Here is a 15429-nt window from a genome sequence, read left to right on the forward strand (position 1 = left end):
TCGGCGAGGGCCGGGGTCGGGTGGTCGCGGAGCTTATGCCCCTGCTGTCCAGCTGGCGCTGACCAATTCGCGGCCTGCGGCGAGCACGCAGCCCCGGAATTGCTGCCCGGGGAGCACCGGCCCGACACCGGCGGGGGTGCCGGTGAGGATCAGGTCGCCATCTTCCAATGTGGTCCAGCGCTGCAGGCTTTCCAGTATGGCTTCGGGGGGGTAGAGCATCATCCCGACATCGCCCTGCTGGCGCAGTTCTCCGTCGACGTGCAGGGTCAGCGACAGGTCATCAATCGACGTGTCGAGGGGGACAAAGTCGCTGCACACCGCGGCACCGTCGAAGGCCTTGGCCCGCTCCCAGGGCAAGCCCTGGCTTTTCAGTTGCGACTGCAGTGCCCGGCGAGTGAGGTCGAGGGCAAAGCCCACACCGGCCAGGCGGCCACCCTCCACCAGGAAGGCGATTTCACCCTCGTAGTGCAGGGTTTCCGCCTCACAGGTGGCGCGCAGCTGCTGTGACAGGGCCGAGTTGGGCTTCAGGAAAACCACCATTTCGTCGGCTATGGCGTTGCCCAGCTCGTGGATGTGGGCAACATAATTGCGCCCCACACAGACCAGTTTCGAGGGCGTGAGCTGACGGTTTGCGAAGGTGACGGTAGGCATGCCCGGGTCCGGTGAAATCCTGGCGGCCATGCTACGGCGCGCCGGCGGTGCCGGCAAGCGTCCTGGCCGCCGGAAGGACTGCCGCGATGGGGCATGCTGTCGCGGTGGCCGGCTGTGGCAGGTCTCGGGCGTTGTGCGCCGGGCCGTTTGCGGTTAGTGTTCCGGGCCATGGAAGCCCTGCATGAACTGTTACCCCTGATCCTGGCGATGCTGGTCACCGGCGCGGTTGCCGGTGTGCTGGCGGGCCTGCTCGGTGTCGGCGGTGGCATTGTCATCGTGCCGGCCCTGGATGCAGTTCTCGGTACCCTGCAGGTGGAGCCGGCCATCCGCATGCACGTGGCGGTGGCCACGTCCCTGGCGACCATTATCCCCACCTCCCTCAGTTCTACCCGCTCGCACCACCGTCGCGGCAGCGTTGATTTTGCCCTGGCGCGGGACTGGGGTCTGTTCATCCTGCTGGGCTCGATCGTGGGCGCCTGGCTGGCCTCGCGCATGCACAGCGCCGGCATGTCGCTGGTCTTTGCGGCGGTGATCACGGTCATGGCATTGCGCATGCTGCTGCCCGCGGGGACACTGGCGCTGGTCCGGGCAATCCCTCCGGGGCCCGTGGGGCGGCTGTTCCCGCTGGGAATCGGCGGTGTTTCCAGCATCATGGGGATCGGTGGCGGTACGCTGAGTGTGCCCACCCTGTCCCTGCTGGGCCTGTCCATGCACCGGGCGGTCGGCACCTCGGCATTGTTCGGATTGCTGATTGCGCTGCCGGGCGCCCTGGCCTATGTGGTTACCGGTTGGGGCGACCCGCGCCTGCCGCCGGGCAGCCTTGGGTTTGTCAGTCTGCCGGGCCTGCTGTGCATCGCGCCCATGACCGTCCTCACCGCACCGCTGGGGGTCAGGCTGGCCCATAGGCTCAGCCCGCTGCATCTGCGGCTGTTTTTTGGCGGATTCTTGTTGCTGGTTGCTCTGCGCATGCTGTATCGGGCGCTTCTGGCCTGAGGGAGCTCAGGCGGGCAGCGGCGCCATGACGACCTGGTCCTTGCCGCGGGACTTGGCGGCGTAGAGGGCGCGGTCCGCGGCGCTGTAGAGTGCCTGGACGTCCGCGCAGTCGGCGCCGAAGCTGGCGACGCCGACACTGACCGTGACGCGCACTGCCGTACCATCCGGGAGTGGCAGCCGAAAGTCGCGGATGCGCTCCACCAGTCGCTGGGCGACGGTCCGGGCCTGATGGCGGTCCGCGCGCGGCAGCACCACCAGGAACTCCTCACCACCGAGACGGGCCATAGTGTCGCCGCCGCGCAGCAGTGGGTGTGCCAGGTCGGCGATGGTCTTCAGCCAGCGATCGCCGACCGGGTGGCCGTAGCGATCGTTGACCTGTTTGAAGTCGTCCACGTCCAGCAGGATGATGGACAGCTGGCCGCGCTCGACGGGCAGGCGCTGCACCAGGCGTTCGAGCAGTGAGAACACATGGCGACGATTGTGCAGGCCTGTCAGTTCGTCCCGCGTCGAGAGGCGATGCAGGCGTCGGGCATTGCGCCACTGGAGCAGAACAATCAGTGCCACCATCAGGATGAGCGCCGCCAGGCCACCCGTCAGGATGCGCTGCTCCCGCAGTCGTTGGTCCCGTTGGGTCAACTCCAGTGCGTCGGTGCGCGCCTGTTGGCGCAGCAGATCAATCTCCATGTCCTTGCGCGCATTCTCCATGCTGACGCGCAGCTCCATCAGGCGCTCGCTGCTTTCCCGCGCCTGCAGCGCCGAACTCTGCTCGTGGTAGGCCAGCAGCCTGTCAAAGGCGGCTTCGTGATCCCCCAGTCGCTCCAGGGTGAGCGCCTCGGCGCGCTGAACATCGATGGCCCACTGGGTATCCCGGAGTTCGGGTAGTGCGGCGAATATCTGCCGGGCCCGGTCCAGCGCCTGCCGGGCCTCGCTTTCCCGGCCCGCCTCTGCCAGGCAGACGGCCTGGCGCTTGTACAGCTCGGCGCGAAAGTCTTCGGGGCCGCCGGCCTCAAGCGCCTTCTCGATGGCGCTCAGGGCCGTGGGGCAGTCGCCTTTCTCGGCGTAGGTCATGCCCAGACCGTACCAGGCGACGAAGCGGTTGTGCTCGCTCTGGTTGTTCTCGGTGATCTCCCGATAGCGCTGGAAATAGGCGATCGCTGCATTCCATTTTTCCGCGTAGCGATGGGTGATGGCCAGGCCATTGATGGCCTCGGCCTGGTAGGCGAGATAGCCGAGGTCGTTGTAGGTGGCGAGGGCTCTCTGATAGTGGTGCACCGAGGTGTCGTATTCGCCAATGTAGCCATAGACGGCCCCCAGGGTTTCCTCAATCACCGCGATCAGGAAGGGTGAGTTCAGGGTGCTGGCCAGGGTCCAGGCCTCCTGCAGCTCCGTCAGCGCGGTATCGTGGTAGCCGTTGAGACTGCGGGTAAAGGCCAGCTCGGTCAGAGCCAGGGCCAGCATTTCGGGCTGGTCGTATTGCCTGGCGCGGTCCCGGGCCCGCTCCAGAACCCGCGCCGACTTTTCGTAGTCGACGTCGCGGCGAGCGGCGATACCTTCGAGTACCGCGAGCTCCAGCTGGGTTGACCGGGGTGTGTCGGGTTGCACCAGCTTGCGTGCTGCATGCAGGGCCTCGCGCAGGCGCTCCTGGTGGTAGAGCCAGACCAGGGCGTTGGCCTGCAGCAAGTGATAGCGCAGTCGCAGGGGCGCGGGAGCGCTCGCCAGTCGGCTGCGCAGGGTGTCGAGCTCACGGGAGGCGCGCCAGGGGTTCTCGAGAACAGCCTGTTCCAGGCGCGTCAGGGCGCTGGACAGCTCGCCCGGGTCCGGCGAGGCATTGCCCGGGACTGGCGCCACCGCGCAGAGGAAAATCAGGCACAGCGCGGCGAGACCGCGATGCACCGCCGCATGGAAGCCGGGCGGCGAGGGTGTCCGGTCCATCTCAGGGTAACCGTGCATCCCGGCGCCAGTCCCAGGGGGGCTGGGGATCACTGGCCTGCCACAGTCCGCGCTGCGCCGCCCGGGCGGCCTGCTCGGCGGACTCCAGGCGATGCTCGTGGCGGGCATGGTAGCGATACCACCAGGCGTGTCCCTGCTCCACCAGCCAGAGGTTGAGGTTTTCCCCGTCGAGGTAGACGGTGGCGACTTTGCGGCCGTAATCATCGGTATCCACGACCACTGCGTCTACGTGCTGGTTGGTGACGCGCGCCGCCAGGGCACCTGCGGCCCGTTGACCGTGGTGCTGGTCGCGCTCGGGGGCGTCAATGCCATAGAGACGCACACGATACTGCTCATTGTCTGCGTCAAGCAGGGACAGGGTATCGCCGTCGGCGACGCGCACCACCCGGCCGCTCAGGTCGAAGTGTGCCGGCGCGCCCTCCCGCTTGTCGCCCAGGGCCTGCACCTGTCGCGTCGCGACCTGCAGGCCGCTGTTCTCCTCGCGGTCGATGAGCGGGGCCAGGATACGCTGGTGCCAGTCGACTTCGCCGTGCTGATACCACTGCCACAGGGTCAGCGCGGCCAGGATGACCCCGAGTCGCAGCAGCTGGCGGGCGGGCCGCTTCATGGTGATGCGTCCTGCAACAGCCTGGGTGCCAAGCTGATGGCAGTGCCTTCGGCATTGAACAGAGCCTCGCCCTCGCTGATGGTGCACTGCAGCTCCAGTCCGGGTCTTGCCAGTTGCGCCAGTGCCTGCGCCTCGCGGTCCGCGATCTGGTGCACACTCAAGTGACGATGCCGGGCCAGGGTCTGGCCGTGCTTGTCCCACCATACCGGCATGGCACGGTCGCCGTAGCCATACAGCCAGACGCGTCGGGCGCGGCCACAGGCGCGGCGCAGGCGATCCGGGTCCGGCGTGCCCAGGTCTATCCAGTGTTCGATCTCGCCTGTCAGGCTGTGTTGCCACAGGTCCGGCTCGTCGTCCGTGCTGATGCCGCGACCGAAGGCCAGTGCCGGGTCGGCGTGCAGGGCGAAGGCCAGTACCCGCAACATCATGCGCAGGTCTGTTTCCGAGGGGTGCCGTGCGAGCGTCAGGGGGAAGTCGCCGTAAACCTGGCGGTCCAGGTCGGCAATATTGAGATGCAGTTTGTAGACAGTTGACTTCAGGGCCATGGTACAGGGCTTGTGTGCCGGGCGGCCCACTTTACCCGACACCGCGCTGGAATGGCAGCCTGCACAGCGCTCAGGGCTGCCCGGCTTCCTCAATGGCGAAAAAGCTGGCCCGGTCCACCGAGAACCGCCCCTGCTCGAAGTGATGTACCAGTTTGCCCTCGCTGTCCCGCAGCTTTCCCTCGAACTCTCCGCTGATCATCGATGGGCCCTCGCGGGAGAGGGACAGGCCGGTGACCGAAAGCCGCCCTTCCTCCAGGGCGTGCATGACGCGGTAGTCCCCGACAGCCGGCAGCAGGAGGAGGGAGACGGCTTCCTCACCTTCCGCGGGCAGCCGGGCCTCGAGGCGCTGTGCGCCCTCCGGCAACTGGAATGAGAGTGAAATCTGGCTGCCATCGCCGCTCACGCTGGGTACCCCCGTCTCGGGGTTGCGCTGGAACTGTACATCGCGTGATTCAAAGCCCCCCAGCACCACCGTGGACATGCCGGGCTCGACCTGCATCCAGAGCGCCCCGGAACCGCCGTCGCCGGTGACATCACCCGGGATGAACCAGGTGCGCGCCTCGCCGTCCACCCGCGCGCTGATGGTGCCAACCGGTTCGAATTCCGCGTGCGCGACCAGCGCGAGCAGCAGGGCTGGCAGGGCGGCAACAAGGCTGAATGTCCGCATGGTGAAGAGCTCCGGGGGCTGGACAGATAGTGCAAGCATAGCACCTGTGCCGGAGTCCTGGGTTACCATGGGCGACGAAGCCAACAGCAGGCAGGCCGGTCGTGGAGCGGGCGATAGCCCGGTTACCGCTTGCGGATCTGCCAGAGCGTCGACACATAAGGAGAGCCAGCATGACACCAGCCCGCAACCGCCAGTTTCGCCTGAAATCCCGTCCCGAAGGGCGCATCAGCGCGGATCATTTTGACTTTTGCCAGGAGGCGCCCCCCGAACCCGGCGAGGGTCAGGCGCGCGTGCGGGTGCTCTATCTGAGTCTCGATCCCACCAATCGCATCTGGATGAGCGACATGGACCAGTACATGCCGCCAGTGGCGATCGGCGAGGTAATGCGCGGCGGAGGTATCGGTGTCGTGGAGGCCTCGCGTTCATCGCGCTACCGCGAAGGGGATCTGGTGACCGGTCTCACCGGCTGGCAGGACTATTGCCTGGCGGACGAGGGCGAGAATGCCATGTCCGTGCTGCCCGAGGGCCTGCCGGTATCCCTGCCGACCATGCTGGGCGCCTGTGGCATGACCGGAATTACCGCCTATTTCGGGCTGCTGGACCTGGGGCGGCCGCAAGCCGGGGAAACCGTGGTGGTCTCCGCCGCGGCGGGGGCCGTGGGCTCGGTGGTCGGCCAGATCGCCAAAATCCAGGGCTGCCGGGCGGTGGGTATCGCCGGTGGCCCCGACAAGTGCCGCTACCTGGTCGAGGAGCTTGGCTTTGATGCGGCGGTGGACTACAAGTCCGATGACTGGCGCGAGCAGTTGGCGGCGGCCACGCCCGACGGCATTGATGTGAACTTCGAGAACGTCGGTGGCGAGATCATGGAGGCGGTCATGCGTCGCATGAATCTGTTCAGCCGCATGCCCCTGTGCGGCATGATTTCCGGTTACAACCAGCAAGAGCCAATGCGCGGAGACTTCTCGCCGATCCTGATGCGCCGTATCGACGTGCGCGGCTTCATCGTCATGGACTTCCTGGATCGCTACGCCGAGGCCGCGGCGCAACTTGCCCAGTGGGTCATGGAAGGCAGGATCAAGCACCGTGAGACCATTGTGGAGGGCCTGGAGCAGGCACCGGAAGCCGTCAACATGCTGTTTGACGGTGGTAATGTCGGCAAACTGGTCGTCAAGGTGAGTGAAGCGTGAGTACGGTGGATCGCGCCGTGCCTTTCAGGCGGCTGTTTGCCGCGCTGGCCGTGTTTGCTGTCACTGCCTGTCAGGGCCCGGGGCCTGACGCAGACCGACAGGCGGCCGTCGCGCCCGACAGTGCGGCGGCCTGTGACAGTGGCGAAAACCTCTTGCGGAATCCGGCTTTTTTGCCCACGGAAGGTGAGCGCCGGGCGCCATGGCGCGGCGCTCAGCATGCGGGCGAGCCATCTTTTGATGTCTCCGCCAGTGACGGCGTCCTGACCATCGAGCGCGTAGCGACCCAGCCCTGGTACACCTATGCCCAGTTTCCCCCGGTACGCGCGCTGCGGGGTCGCGAACTCCTGTTCCGGGCCGACCTGCAACTGGACCTCGACAGCGAGGGTTGGAGCCAGGGCCTGGAGGCCGGTGGCGGACTCCAGGTCTTGATCTGGGGGCTGGTGGACCCGGTCATGGGCGGCAGTCGACTGGTCTATCGCAGCAGCCTGGAGCAGGAGCCGCGCCTGGGCAATACGGACTGGTTTACGGCGGAACTGCGTTTCGCGGTTCCCGAGAATGCCACGCGCATGAGTGTGGGCTTCCTGCATCAGGCCAATGGCAGCTTCTCCATACGCGATCCGGCGCTGCTGGACTGCGGGCCTGTCGGGCAGCGCGATGGTCGCTGACGTGCCGGCTGCAGCCCCGGCGCTTCTGCAGCAGCTGGTAGCGGAGCAGGCGCGCCGCCAGCCCCAAGCCCCGGCGCTCTGGTGGCAGGGGCAAGCGACCAGCTATGCGGCGCTGCAGGCACAGATCGAGCGCCTGTCGGGGGCCCTGGCGGGAACGGGTCAGGTCGGGGACCGCATCGGGGTGCTGGCCTGGAATTGCCCGCTGTTCCTGACGCTGATTTACGCGGTGCCCGCCGCCGGTCGCGTGCTGGTACCGCTGAATGCGCGTCTCGCGCCGGCGGAACTGCAGCTGCAAATTGAAGAGGCCGGTGTGAGCCTGCTGTTTGCGGACAGCGAGCTGCTGGCCCCGCTGGCGCAGGGGGCGGTGTTGCCGACGGAGCTCGTTGTGTTGCCCCTCGATCGCGTGGATGACTGGCTCGACACGGCCGCGACGGCGGCCCTGCCCGCCTGCGATCCCACCCAGCCCGTCTGGATCCTCTACACCTCGGGCTCCACGGGGCGCCCCAAGGGCGCCGTGCTGACGCACCACTCCTTCCTCGCTGGCCTGCGTTCGGCGCTGATCGGGCGGCCGGTGCAACCCGGAGACCGTTTCCTGTATCCCTTTCCGCTGTTCCATGTGGCGGCCCACAATGTCCTGCTGCAGCACTGGCAGGGGGCCGGCGTGGTGCTGCTGCCGCGCTTTGAGGCCGGCGAGGTGCTGGCCGCTTGCCGGCAGTTGAAGGTGACCGCGATGTCCCTGGCGCCGACCATGATCGCCATGCTGCTGGATCACCCCGGCTACCGCCGCGAAGATCTGGCCAGTGTGCGCAGCATTGGCTACGGCGCCTCCGCAATGCCTGCAGACCTGCTGCAGCGCCTGCTGCGGGAGGCCGATATCGACCTGTGTCAGAGCTACGGCATGACCGAGCTCTCCGGCAGCGTGGCCTTTCTGACCCCGGAAGATCACCGGCGGGCGGCCCGTGAGGTGCCCCACCTCCTCGCTTCGGTGGGCCGCCCCCTTTCCACCGCCGAGTTGCGACTGCTGGATGACCGTGACCAGCCGGTGCCACCGGGAGAGCGGGGGGAGATTGTGGTTCGCGCAGCGCAGTGCCTGCGGGAATACTGGCGACAGCCGGAAGCCACCGCCGCCGCCCTCGTCGATGGCTGGCTGCATACCGGCGATATCGGCCGCTTCGACGAAGAGGGCTACCTCTACATTGTCGATCGCAAGAAAGACATGGTCCTCAGCGGTGGCGAGAACGTCGCCTCGCGGGAGGTGGAGGACGTGCTGCGACGACACCCGGCGGTACGCGACTGTGCGGTGATCGGCCTGCCGGATGCCCGTTGGGGCGAGGCGGTTACCGGGGTGGTGGTGCTGGACGCGGAAGCGAGCGAAGAGGCTCTGCGCGACCACTGTCGCAACCATCTGGCGGGCTACAAGACCCCGCGCCGCTTTTTCCGCGTCGATGCGCTGCCGCTGAACGCGGCCGGCAAGGTGGACAAGCCGTCCCTGCGCCGGCGTTTCGCGGGTGAGCCCGACACCGCTACAATGGCAGGCTGATTGACCACAGCAGGACAGGTTTTCCCCATGGCAGGATCACTCAAGGACCAGTTGCTCAACGCCGGGCTGGCGGACGCCTCCAAGGCCAAGGCGCTGGACAAGGAAAAACGCAAGGCCGCCAAGGTGGCGCGGCGGGCCGGGGTGACTCTGGAAAACGAGGCCCGGGAGGCGGCGCGGCGCGCCCAGGCGGAGAAAGCCGAGAAGGACCGTGCGCTGAACCAGGCGATGAACGAAAAGGCCCTGCGCAAGGCGATCAATGCCCAGATTCGACAGCTGGTGGAGATGCACCGCGTCGATCGCGCTCGCGGCGATATCGCCTTCAACTTTACCGACGGCAAGGCGATCAAGAAGCTCTACGTCAACGCCCTGCAGCAGAAGCAGCTGGCCTCGGGCTTGCTCGCCATCGTCAAGCAGGGAGACCAGTACGAGGTGCTCCCCGCGCCGATCGCCGACAAGATTGCCCAGCGCGACCCCGCCCGGGTTATCGACTGCCGCGAGTCCGACGCCGCTGCTCTTACCGAGGAGGAGCAGGAGTGGTACAAGGACTACGAGATCCCGGATGATCTGATGTGGTGAGCCGGGCACAGGCTGCGCCGGGCTGGCGGGTGCTGCAGACCCTGCGCCCGCCTTTTCTGCTGCTGGTGCCCGCCTGTCTCACTCTTTCCTGGTCCCTGGCTGTGTTTCTCGGTCACCGGGTTGCCGCTGTCGACCTGTGGCTGCTGCTGATCGGGGCCCTGGCGGCCCACGCCGCGGTCAACGTGCTGAATGAGCTGCAGGATTTCGCCAGCGGGCTGGATTACCAGACCCGCCGCACGCCTTTCAGCGGGGGCAGCGGCACCCTCCCCGCGCACCCGGAGCTGGCTGCCAGCGCCCGGGGCCTGCTGGCCATCTGTCTGCTGTTTGTGGTGCTCACCGGCGCCTGGTTTCTCTGGCGCCGGGGACCGGCCCTGCTGCCCCTGGGCCTGGCTGGCCTGGGGATTATCCTGCTCTATACCCGTTACCTGACCCGCCAGCCCCTGCTGTGCCTGCTGGCACCCGGCGCCGGGTTTGGTCTGCTGATGGTCAACGGCGGATTCTTTGCCCTGACCGGGGAGTTCCACTGGCTGGTCGCCTGGGTCTCGCTGATGCCACTGTGCCTGGTCAGCAACTTGCTGCTGATCAACCAGTTCCCGGACCGGGAGGCGGATGCCGCCGTGGGGCGCCGGCATATTCTGGTGGCTTGCGGCCCCCGTATTGGAGCTGCCGTATTTGTGGGGCTGCAGGTGCTGGCCTGGGTACCCTTGCTCCTTGGCTTGCTGCTGGGCCGCCTGCCGGCCTGGACCGGCCTGGCCTTGGCGGTGTTGCCACTGGCCCTGTGCGCAGCTCGTGGCGCCCTGCAGCACGATCGAGAGCCCGCGCAGCTGTTGCCGTACATGGGCCTGCATGTAGCTGCGACGCTGTTGGCGCCACTGCTCCTGTCAGCTGGCTTGCTGATTGGAAAATCGTGAGCCCAGTAGGATGTGAATCGCCAAGCAATCGATTATGAGGGCGGATGCGAGGTGGCTCACCGGCCGGTGTGCCGGAATAAGGTGCAAGCTATGTGACCAGAGTGCACCTTTGGATAATGGTGGGCCCAGTAGGACTTGAACCTACGACCAATCGATTATGAGTCGACTGCTCTGACCAACTGAGCTATGGGCCCGGGAGGGGGCGGCACACCTGCGGGTCTGCCGGGAAGTTCGGGATTATAGAGAAGAAAACGGCCCCGGCACAGCCCCGGAGTGGGGCCAGCCAGGTGCAGGGGGCTGCGATATTTACTCGTCCAGGAAGCTGCGCAGGAACTCGGAGCGGCTGGGGTGGCGCAGCTTGCGCAGGGCCTTGGCTTCGATCTGGCGGATGCGCTCGCGGGTGACATCGAACTGCTTGCCGACCTCTTCCAGGGTGTGGTCGGTGTTCATGTCGATGCCGAAGCGCATGCGCAGCACCTTGGCTTCCCGGGCCGTCAGGCCGGAGAGTACTTCCTTGGTGGCCTCGGTCAGGCCCTGGCCGGTCGCCGAGTCCACTGGCGAGCTGATGGTGGTGTCCTCGATAAAGTCGCCCAGGTGGGAATCCTCGTCGTCACCGATCGGGGTTTCCATGGAGATCGGCTCCTTGGCGATCTTCAGAACCTTGCGCACCTTGTCTTCCGGCATGTCCATGCGTTCGCCCAGCTCCTCGGGGGTGGGCTCGCGGCCCATTTCCTGGAGCATCTGGCGGGAGATGCGGTTGAGCTTGTTGATGGTCTCGATCATGTGCACCGGTATCCGGATGGTGCGCGCCTGGTCGGCAATCGAGCGGGTGATCGCCTGGCGGATCCACCAGGTGGCGTAGGTCGAGAACTTGTAGCCGCGGCGGTATTCGAACTTGTCCACCGCTTTCATCAGGCCGATGTTGCCCTCCTGGATCAGGTCCAGGAACTGCAGGCCACGGTTGGTGTACTTCTTGGCAATCGAGATCACCAGGCGCAGGTTGGCCTCGACCATTTCCTTTTTGGCGCGGCGCGCGCGGGCCTCGCCCATGGACATGCGGCGGTTGATGTCCTTGATTTCCGCCACACTGAGACCGGCCTGTTCCTCCAGCGCGATGAGGCGACGCTGCAGACGCAGGATTTCTTCCTTGCGCGCGGCGAGTCGGGTAGCCCAGTCCTTCTTGCTCTTGGTCTGCCGCTCCACCCAGCCGAGGTCGGTCTCAGAGCCCTGGAAGGTGGTGATGAAATCCTTGCGCGGCATGTGGCAGTCGCGAATGGCGATGGTCATGATTTCGCGCTCGGGCTCGCGCACGGCCATCAGCAGTTTGCGGGGCTGTTCCAGCAGGGGGTCGAAGACGCGCGGGGTCAGCTTGAGGAACTTGAACAGCTCGCCGAGCTTTTCCAGCTCCTGGGCCGCTTCCTTGTGCCCGCGACCCTTGTCGGCGATCGCTTTTTCCGCTTTGTTGTACTGGCGCTTCAGCGCGGTAAAGCGCTTCTTGGCCTCCACCGGGTCGGGGCCGGACTCGGTTTCCTCGTCGCTGTCGCTGGGCTGGGCCGCGGCGGCGATCTCGGCGGCGGAGGGGACTTCATCGGCGGGGTCGAGGTAGCCAATCAGGACGTCGGCCAGCTTGCGCTCCTCGCGCTGCACGGTGTCGTATTCGTCCAGCACCTGCCGGACCGAGCCGGGGTAGTGGGCGATGGCAGCCATCAGCTCGCGGATGCCTTCCTCGATACGCTTGGCGATGACAATCTCGCCCTCGCGGGTGAGCAGCTCGACGGTGCCCATCTCGCGCATGTACATGCGCACCGGGTCGGTGGTGCGGCCGGCCTCGGTTTCCACGGCGGCCAGTGCCGCGGCGGCCTCGGCGGCGGCGATGTCGTCGGCGGAGCTGTCGCCTTCGGTCATCAGCAGTTCATCGGCGTCCGGGGCCACTTCAAAGACCTGGATGCCCATGTCGTTGATCATCTGAATGATGTCTTCCACCTGATCCGGATCGGAGATATCCTCCGGCAGGTGGTCGTTGACCTCGGCGTAGGTCAGATAACCCTGGTCCTTGCCCCGGGCAATCAGCTCTTTGATGCGGGACTGTTGTTGGGCGACACTACTCATTCAGTGAATACCTTTGTTCGTGGGCCTGTAATCGGCACAAAAAAAGCGTAGCCGGCTATTATAGCTGGCTGCACGGGGTTGTGGCTACCTGAGTCCCTGGTAAATATGGTGGCGTTTCGCCAGACTGCAAGGGCAGTCGTTGCAACGGTCCCTTCTAGCGACCCTTTCAATGAGCCTTTCGGTCCAATGAGCCTTTCGGTTCAATGAACTTTTCGGTGCCCGTGTCAGCGCCCTTTCTTGCGGGCTTCGTCCAGCCGTTGTTTGTGCCGGATGAGCTCGCGAATGCGCTGCTTGTCGGCGTCGCTGAGTTCAGCGTAGTTGGTGGTCCGCAGTTTGTCGACCTGATCGCGCAATTTGCTGCGTTCCGGCAGCTGTTCCAGGGCGGCCATGGTGTCCAGGAACTGCTGCTCGATGCCCTCGTGGGGTATCAGTCGCTCCAGTCCCGCCAGGCGATTCAGTAGTTCGCCCTGGGGGGTGCCGTACCAGTGGCCCAGCAGCATGGCGGTGTTTGACTCCGGCCGGCGCTGCAGCAGCTGCAGGAGTTCTCGCAACAGGCTGATATCCTCCCCCTCGAAGTGTTCCAGCGGGCCCGGGTCGGCGAGGCGCGCGATGTCCGGTCGGTGCAGCAGCAGGGCAATGGCGGACTGGGTCAGGTTGGAGTGCCCGAGGCGGGCGGCCTGGCTGGCGTGGCGCTGCCGGGGGTGCGGTGCGTTATCCGTGGCGGTCGGCTCGCTCGCCGGCGGAGCGGGGCTGTCTGGCTGCGCCGGCGCCGGCTCGGGGGGGCGCCGCAGGGGCGGTGCCTCGATCTGCATCAATTCCGCCACGCTGAGGCCGGTGCGTTCGGCCAGGGCGCGGAACATCAGCTGGCGGAACACGCCGTCGGGCAGTTGGCGCAGGTAGGGCAGCGCCTGTTTGCTGAGGCGCGCGCGTCCTTCCATGGTGGCGGTATCCAGCCCCTCGCCGGCGGCCTCGAACAGAAATCGCTCGAGGGGCGCGGCTTCGCGCATCAACTGCTGGAAATGTTCCGGACCCTGTTCGCGCACCAGGGTGTCGGGATCCTCCCCCTCGGGCAGGAACAGGAAGCGCGCCTGGCGCCCGTCCTGCATCGACGGCAGGGTGGATTCCAGGGCTCGCAGCGCTGCCTTCCGGCCCGCATCGTCGCCGTCAAAACAGAACACCACTTCGCTGGTCTGGCGAAACAGGCGCTCGAGGTGAATTGGGCTGGTGGCGGTGCCCAGGGTCGCGGTGGCGCAGGTGATGCCGTGCTGGGCGAGGGCGATGACGTCCATGTAGCCCTCCACCACGACCACCCGCTCCAGGCGCCGGTTGGCCTGGCGCGCCTGATACAGCCCGTAGAGCTCGCGGCCCTTGGCGAAGACCGGGGTTTCCGGCGAGTTCAGGTACTTGGGCTTGTCGTCGCCGAGTACCCGGCCGCCAAAGGCAATGATGCGGCCCCGCTGGTCGCGGATCGGGAAGATCACCCGGTCGCGGAAGCGGTCGTAGGTGCGCCCGGCGTCGTTTTCCACCAGCAGGCCGGCGTCCAGGAGCAGCTTGCGTTGCCGCTCGTCGCCGCCCAGGGCCTGCAGCAGGTTGTCCCAGCCGGGGGGCGCGAAGCCGAGGTCAAACTGCTTTGCGATTTCGCCGGTCAGTCCGCGGGATTTGAGGTAGTCCACGGCCCTGGGGGCCCCGGCGTGCTCGCGAAGCTGGCGCCGGTAGAAGGTCGCGGCCTCCTCCAGAATGGCGTAGAGCGGCTTGTAGGCCTCTTCGCGCCGGGGTGGCGGCGCTCCCGGGCCGCTCTGCTCCCGGGGTACCTCCAGGCCGAGGCTACCCGCCAGCACATCCACAGCGCGGGGAAAGTCGATGTTCTCGTAGTCCATCACGAAGCCGAGGGCGTTGCCGCCGGCACCGCAGCCGAAGCAGTAGTAGAACTGCTTGTCGGGGTTGACGGTAAACGAGGGGGTCTTTTCTTCGTGGAAGGGGCAGCGGGCGCTGTAATTCTTGCCGGTTTTCTTCAGTTTTACCCGGCGGTCGATCACCTCGACAATGTCGATGCGATCCAGCAGGTCGTCGAGGAACTGTTGTGGGATGCGTCCGGCCATGTGGGGATTCAGCGTTGTGCCAGCCAGGGTTGGCTATTGAACCACGCTTGTGCCCGTGCGTCAGCCGCGGCGTGGTGGTAGCGCGGGGTAAAGAGCGGTGTGTTGTGCGTGACGGCCTTGTGCCGCCGGGTGGGATCAGCCTGTCAGGCGCGCCTTGACGATGCGGCTGACGGCGCCCATGTCGGCCCGACCCTGGGCCTGGGGCTTCACTTCCGCCATGACGGCACCCATGTCCTGCATGCCGCTGGCGCCGGTACTGGCGATGGCTGCGTCGACAATGGCGGCGATCTCGTCGTCGCTCAGGGGCTGGGGGAGAAAGTCCTGGATAACCGCGATCTCGCGGTTTTCCTGCTCGGCCAGCTCGTTGCGGCCGGCGTCAAGATACTGCTGGGCAGAGTCGCGCCGCTGCTTGACCATCTTGTCGAGCACGGCGAGGGCGCGCGCATCATCTATCTCGATGCGCTCGTCCACTTCAATCCGCTTGAACTCCGACTGGATCAGCCGGATGGTGCCGAGGCGCTCCTTGTCGCGGGCCTTCATGGCCGCCTTCATGGCGTCCTTGATCTGGGCGACGAGAGGAGAGCTGCTCACGGTCGGGACCGCCTCAATACAGGCGGGTGCGCTTGCGGTTTTCCCGGGCCAGCTTTTTCAGATGGCGCTTCACGGCCGCGGCGGCAGCGCGCTTGCGGGTGGTGGTGGGCTTTTCGTAGTGCTCGCGCTTGCGTACTTCTGCCAGTACGCCGGCTTTCTCGCAGGAGCGCTTGAAGCGGCGCAGGGCGACGTCAAAGGGCTCGTTTTCCTTCACTTTGATGTGCGGCATTAATCGTTTACCTGTCTGTTCGGTTAAGGCATGGCCTGCAAAAGGTCGCGCATTCTATACCCAACCGCGGAGCAATGCAAAGCCCCTCGGCTCTGCGGTATCATGCCGC

General features: G+C 66.2%; 15 protein-coding genes and 1 tRNA gene. 6 read left to right on the forward strand and 10 right to left on the reverse strand.

The features are described 5' to 3' along the window. Window positions 1-33: 33 nt before the first annotated feature. Window positions 34-651 (reverse strand): fumarylacetoacetate hydrolase family protein, encoded by a 618-nt coding sequence (locus ACYVGS_RS12885; RefSeq protein ID WP_460589101.1) that lies wholly within the window; start codon window positions 649-651, stop codon window positions 34-36. Window positions 652-819: 168 nt separating this feature from the next. Here ACYVGS_RS12885 and ACYVGS_RS12890 point away from each other — a divergent pair, with 168 nt between their 5' ends. After that, a complete protein-coding gene (locus ACYVGS_RS12890; protein ID WP_460589102.1) occupies window positions 820-1644 on the forward strand; it encodes a sulfite exporter TauE/SafE family protein in 825 nt (274 codons plus the stop codon). Between the two features lie 6 nt (window positions 1645-1650). Here ACYVGS_RS12890 and ACYVGS_RS12895 read toward each other — a convergent pair whose 3' ends face one another. The 4 genes from ACYVGS_RS12895 to ACYVGS_RS12910 all read right to left on the reverse strand — a co-directional run bounded on the left by ACYVGS_RS12895 (window position 1651) and on the right by ACYVGS_RS12910 (window position 5413). Then, on the reverse strand, window positions 1651-3594 hold the full coding sequence (locus ACYVGS_RS12895; protein ID WP_460589103.1) for a diguanylate cyclase: 1944 nt from the start codon (window positions 3592-3594) through the stop codon (window positions 1651-1653). Next, window positions 3578-4201, reverse strand: a complete 624-nt coding sequence (locus ACYVGS_RS12900) for a thermonuclease family protein (protein WP_460589104.1) — start codon at window positions 4199-4201, stop codon at window positions 3578-3580. Before ACYVGS_RS12900 ends, ACYVGS_RS12895 begins: the two co-directional genes overlap by 17 nt. Next, complete coding sequence (locus ACYVGS_RS12905; RefSeq protein WP_460589105.1) at window positions 4198-4746, reverse strand: YaeQ family protein; 549 nt, start codon at window positions 4744-4746, stop codon at window positions 4198-4200. Before ACYVGS_RS12905 ends, ACYVGS_RS12900 begins: the two co-directional genes overlap by 4 nt. 70 nt (window positions 4747-4816) lie before the next feature. Beyond that, entirely contained in the window at window positions 4817-5413 is a 597-nt protein-coding gene (locus ACYVGS_RS12910; RefSeq protein ID WP_460589106.1) for a hypothetical protein, read from the reverse strand. 170 nt (window positions 5414-5583) lie between these two features. Between ACYVGS_RS12910 and ACYVGS_RS12915 the strand changes: the two genes are divergently transcribed. Genes ACYVGS_RS12915 through ACYVGS_RS12935 form a run of 5 tightly spaced genes read left to right on the forward strand, consistent with a single transcriptional unit; the run spans window position 5584 to window position 10292 of the window. Continuing rightward, a complete protein-coding gene (locus tag ACYVGS_RS12915; protein ID WP_460589107.1) occupies window positions 5584-6600 on the forward strand; it encodes an NADP-dependent oxidoreductase in 1017 nt (338 codons plus the stop codon). Next, window positions 6597-7265, forward strand: coding sequence for a hypothetical protein (locus tag ACYVGS_RS12920; protein WP_460589108.1), 669 nt, complete (start codon window positions 6597-6599; stop codon window positions 7263-7265). Before ACYVGS_RS12915 ends, ACYVGS_RS12920 begins: the two co-directional genes overlap by 4 nt. 1 nt (window position 7266) lies before the next feature. Beyond that, a complete protein-coding gene (locus tag ACYVGS_RS12925; protein ID WP_460589109.1) occupies window positions 7267-8805 on the forward strand; it encodes an acyl-CoA synthetase in 1539 nt (512 codons plus the stop codon). 27 nt (window positions 8806-8832) lie between these two features. Beyond that, complete coding sequence (locus tag ACYVGS_RS12930) at window positions 8833-9381, forward strand: DUF2058 domain-containing protein (RefSeq protein WP_460589110.1); 549 nt, start codon at window positions 8833-8835, stop codon at window positions 9379-9381. Beyond that, complete coding sequence (locus tag ACYVGS_RS12935; RefSeq protein WP_460589111.1) at window positions 9378-10292, forward strand: prenyltransferase; 915 nt, start codon at window positions 9378-9380, stop codon at window positions 10290-10292. The genes ACYVGS_RS12930 and ACYVGS_RS12935 overlap by 4 nt, the downstream gene beginning before the upstream one ends. Window positions 10293-10409: 117 nt before the next feature. Here ACYVGS_RS12935 and ACYVGS_RS12940 read toward each other — a convergent pair. The 5 genes from ACYVGS_RS12940 to rpsU form a co-directional block, all read right to left on the reverse strand. Continuing rightward, a tRNA-Ile gene (locus ACYVGS_RS12940) sits at window positions 10410-10486 on the reverse strand. Window positions 10487-10598: 112 nt separating this feature from the next. Continuing rightward, window positions 10599-12401, reverse strand: a complete 1803-nt coding sequence (rpoD, locus tag ACYVGS_RS12945; protein ID WP_460589112.1) for an RNA polymerase sigma factor RpoD — start codon at window positions 12399-12401, stop codon at window positions 10599-10601. Window positions 12402-12625: 224 nt separating this feature from the next. Then, a complete protein-coding gene (gene dnaG / locus ACYVGS_RS12950) occupies window positions 12626-14500 on the reverse strand; it encodes a DNA primase (protein WP_460589113.1) in 1875 nt (624 codons plus the stop codon). A gap of 135 nt (window positions 14501-14635) precedes the next feature. Beyond that, entirely contained in the window at window positions 14636-15091 is a 456-nt protein-coding gene (locus ACYVGS_RS12955) for a GatB/YqeY domain-containing protein (RefSeq protein ID WP_460589114.1), read from the reverse strand. 13 nt (window positions 15092-15104) lie between these two features. Further along, entirely contained in the window at window positions 15105-15320 is a 216-nt protein-coding gene (rpsU, locus tag ACYVGS_RS12960; RefSeq protein ID WP_460589115.1) for a small ribosomal subunit protein bS21, read from the reverse strand. Window positions 15321-15429: the final 109 nt, after the last annotated feature.

The sequence above is a fragment of the Haliea atlantica genome (assembly GCF_054779855.1).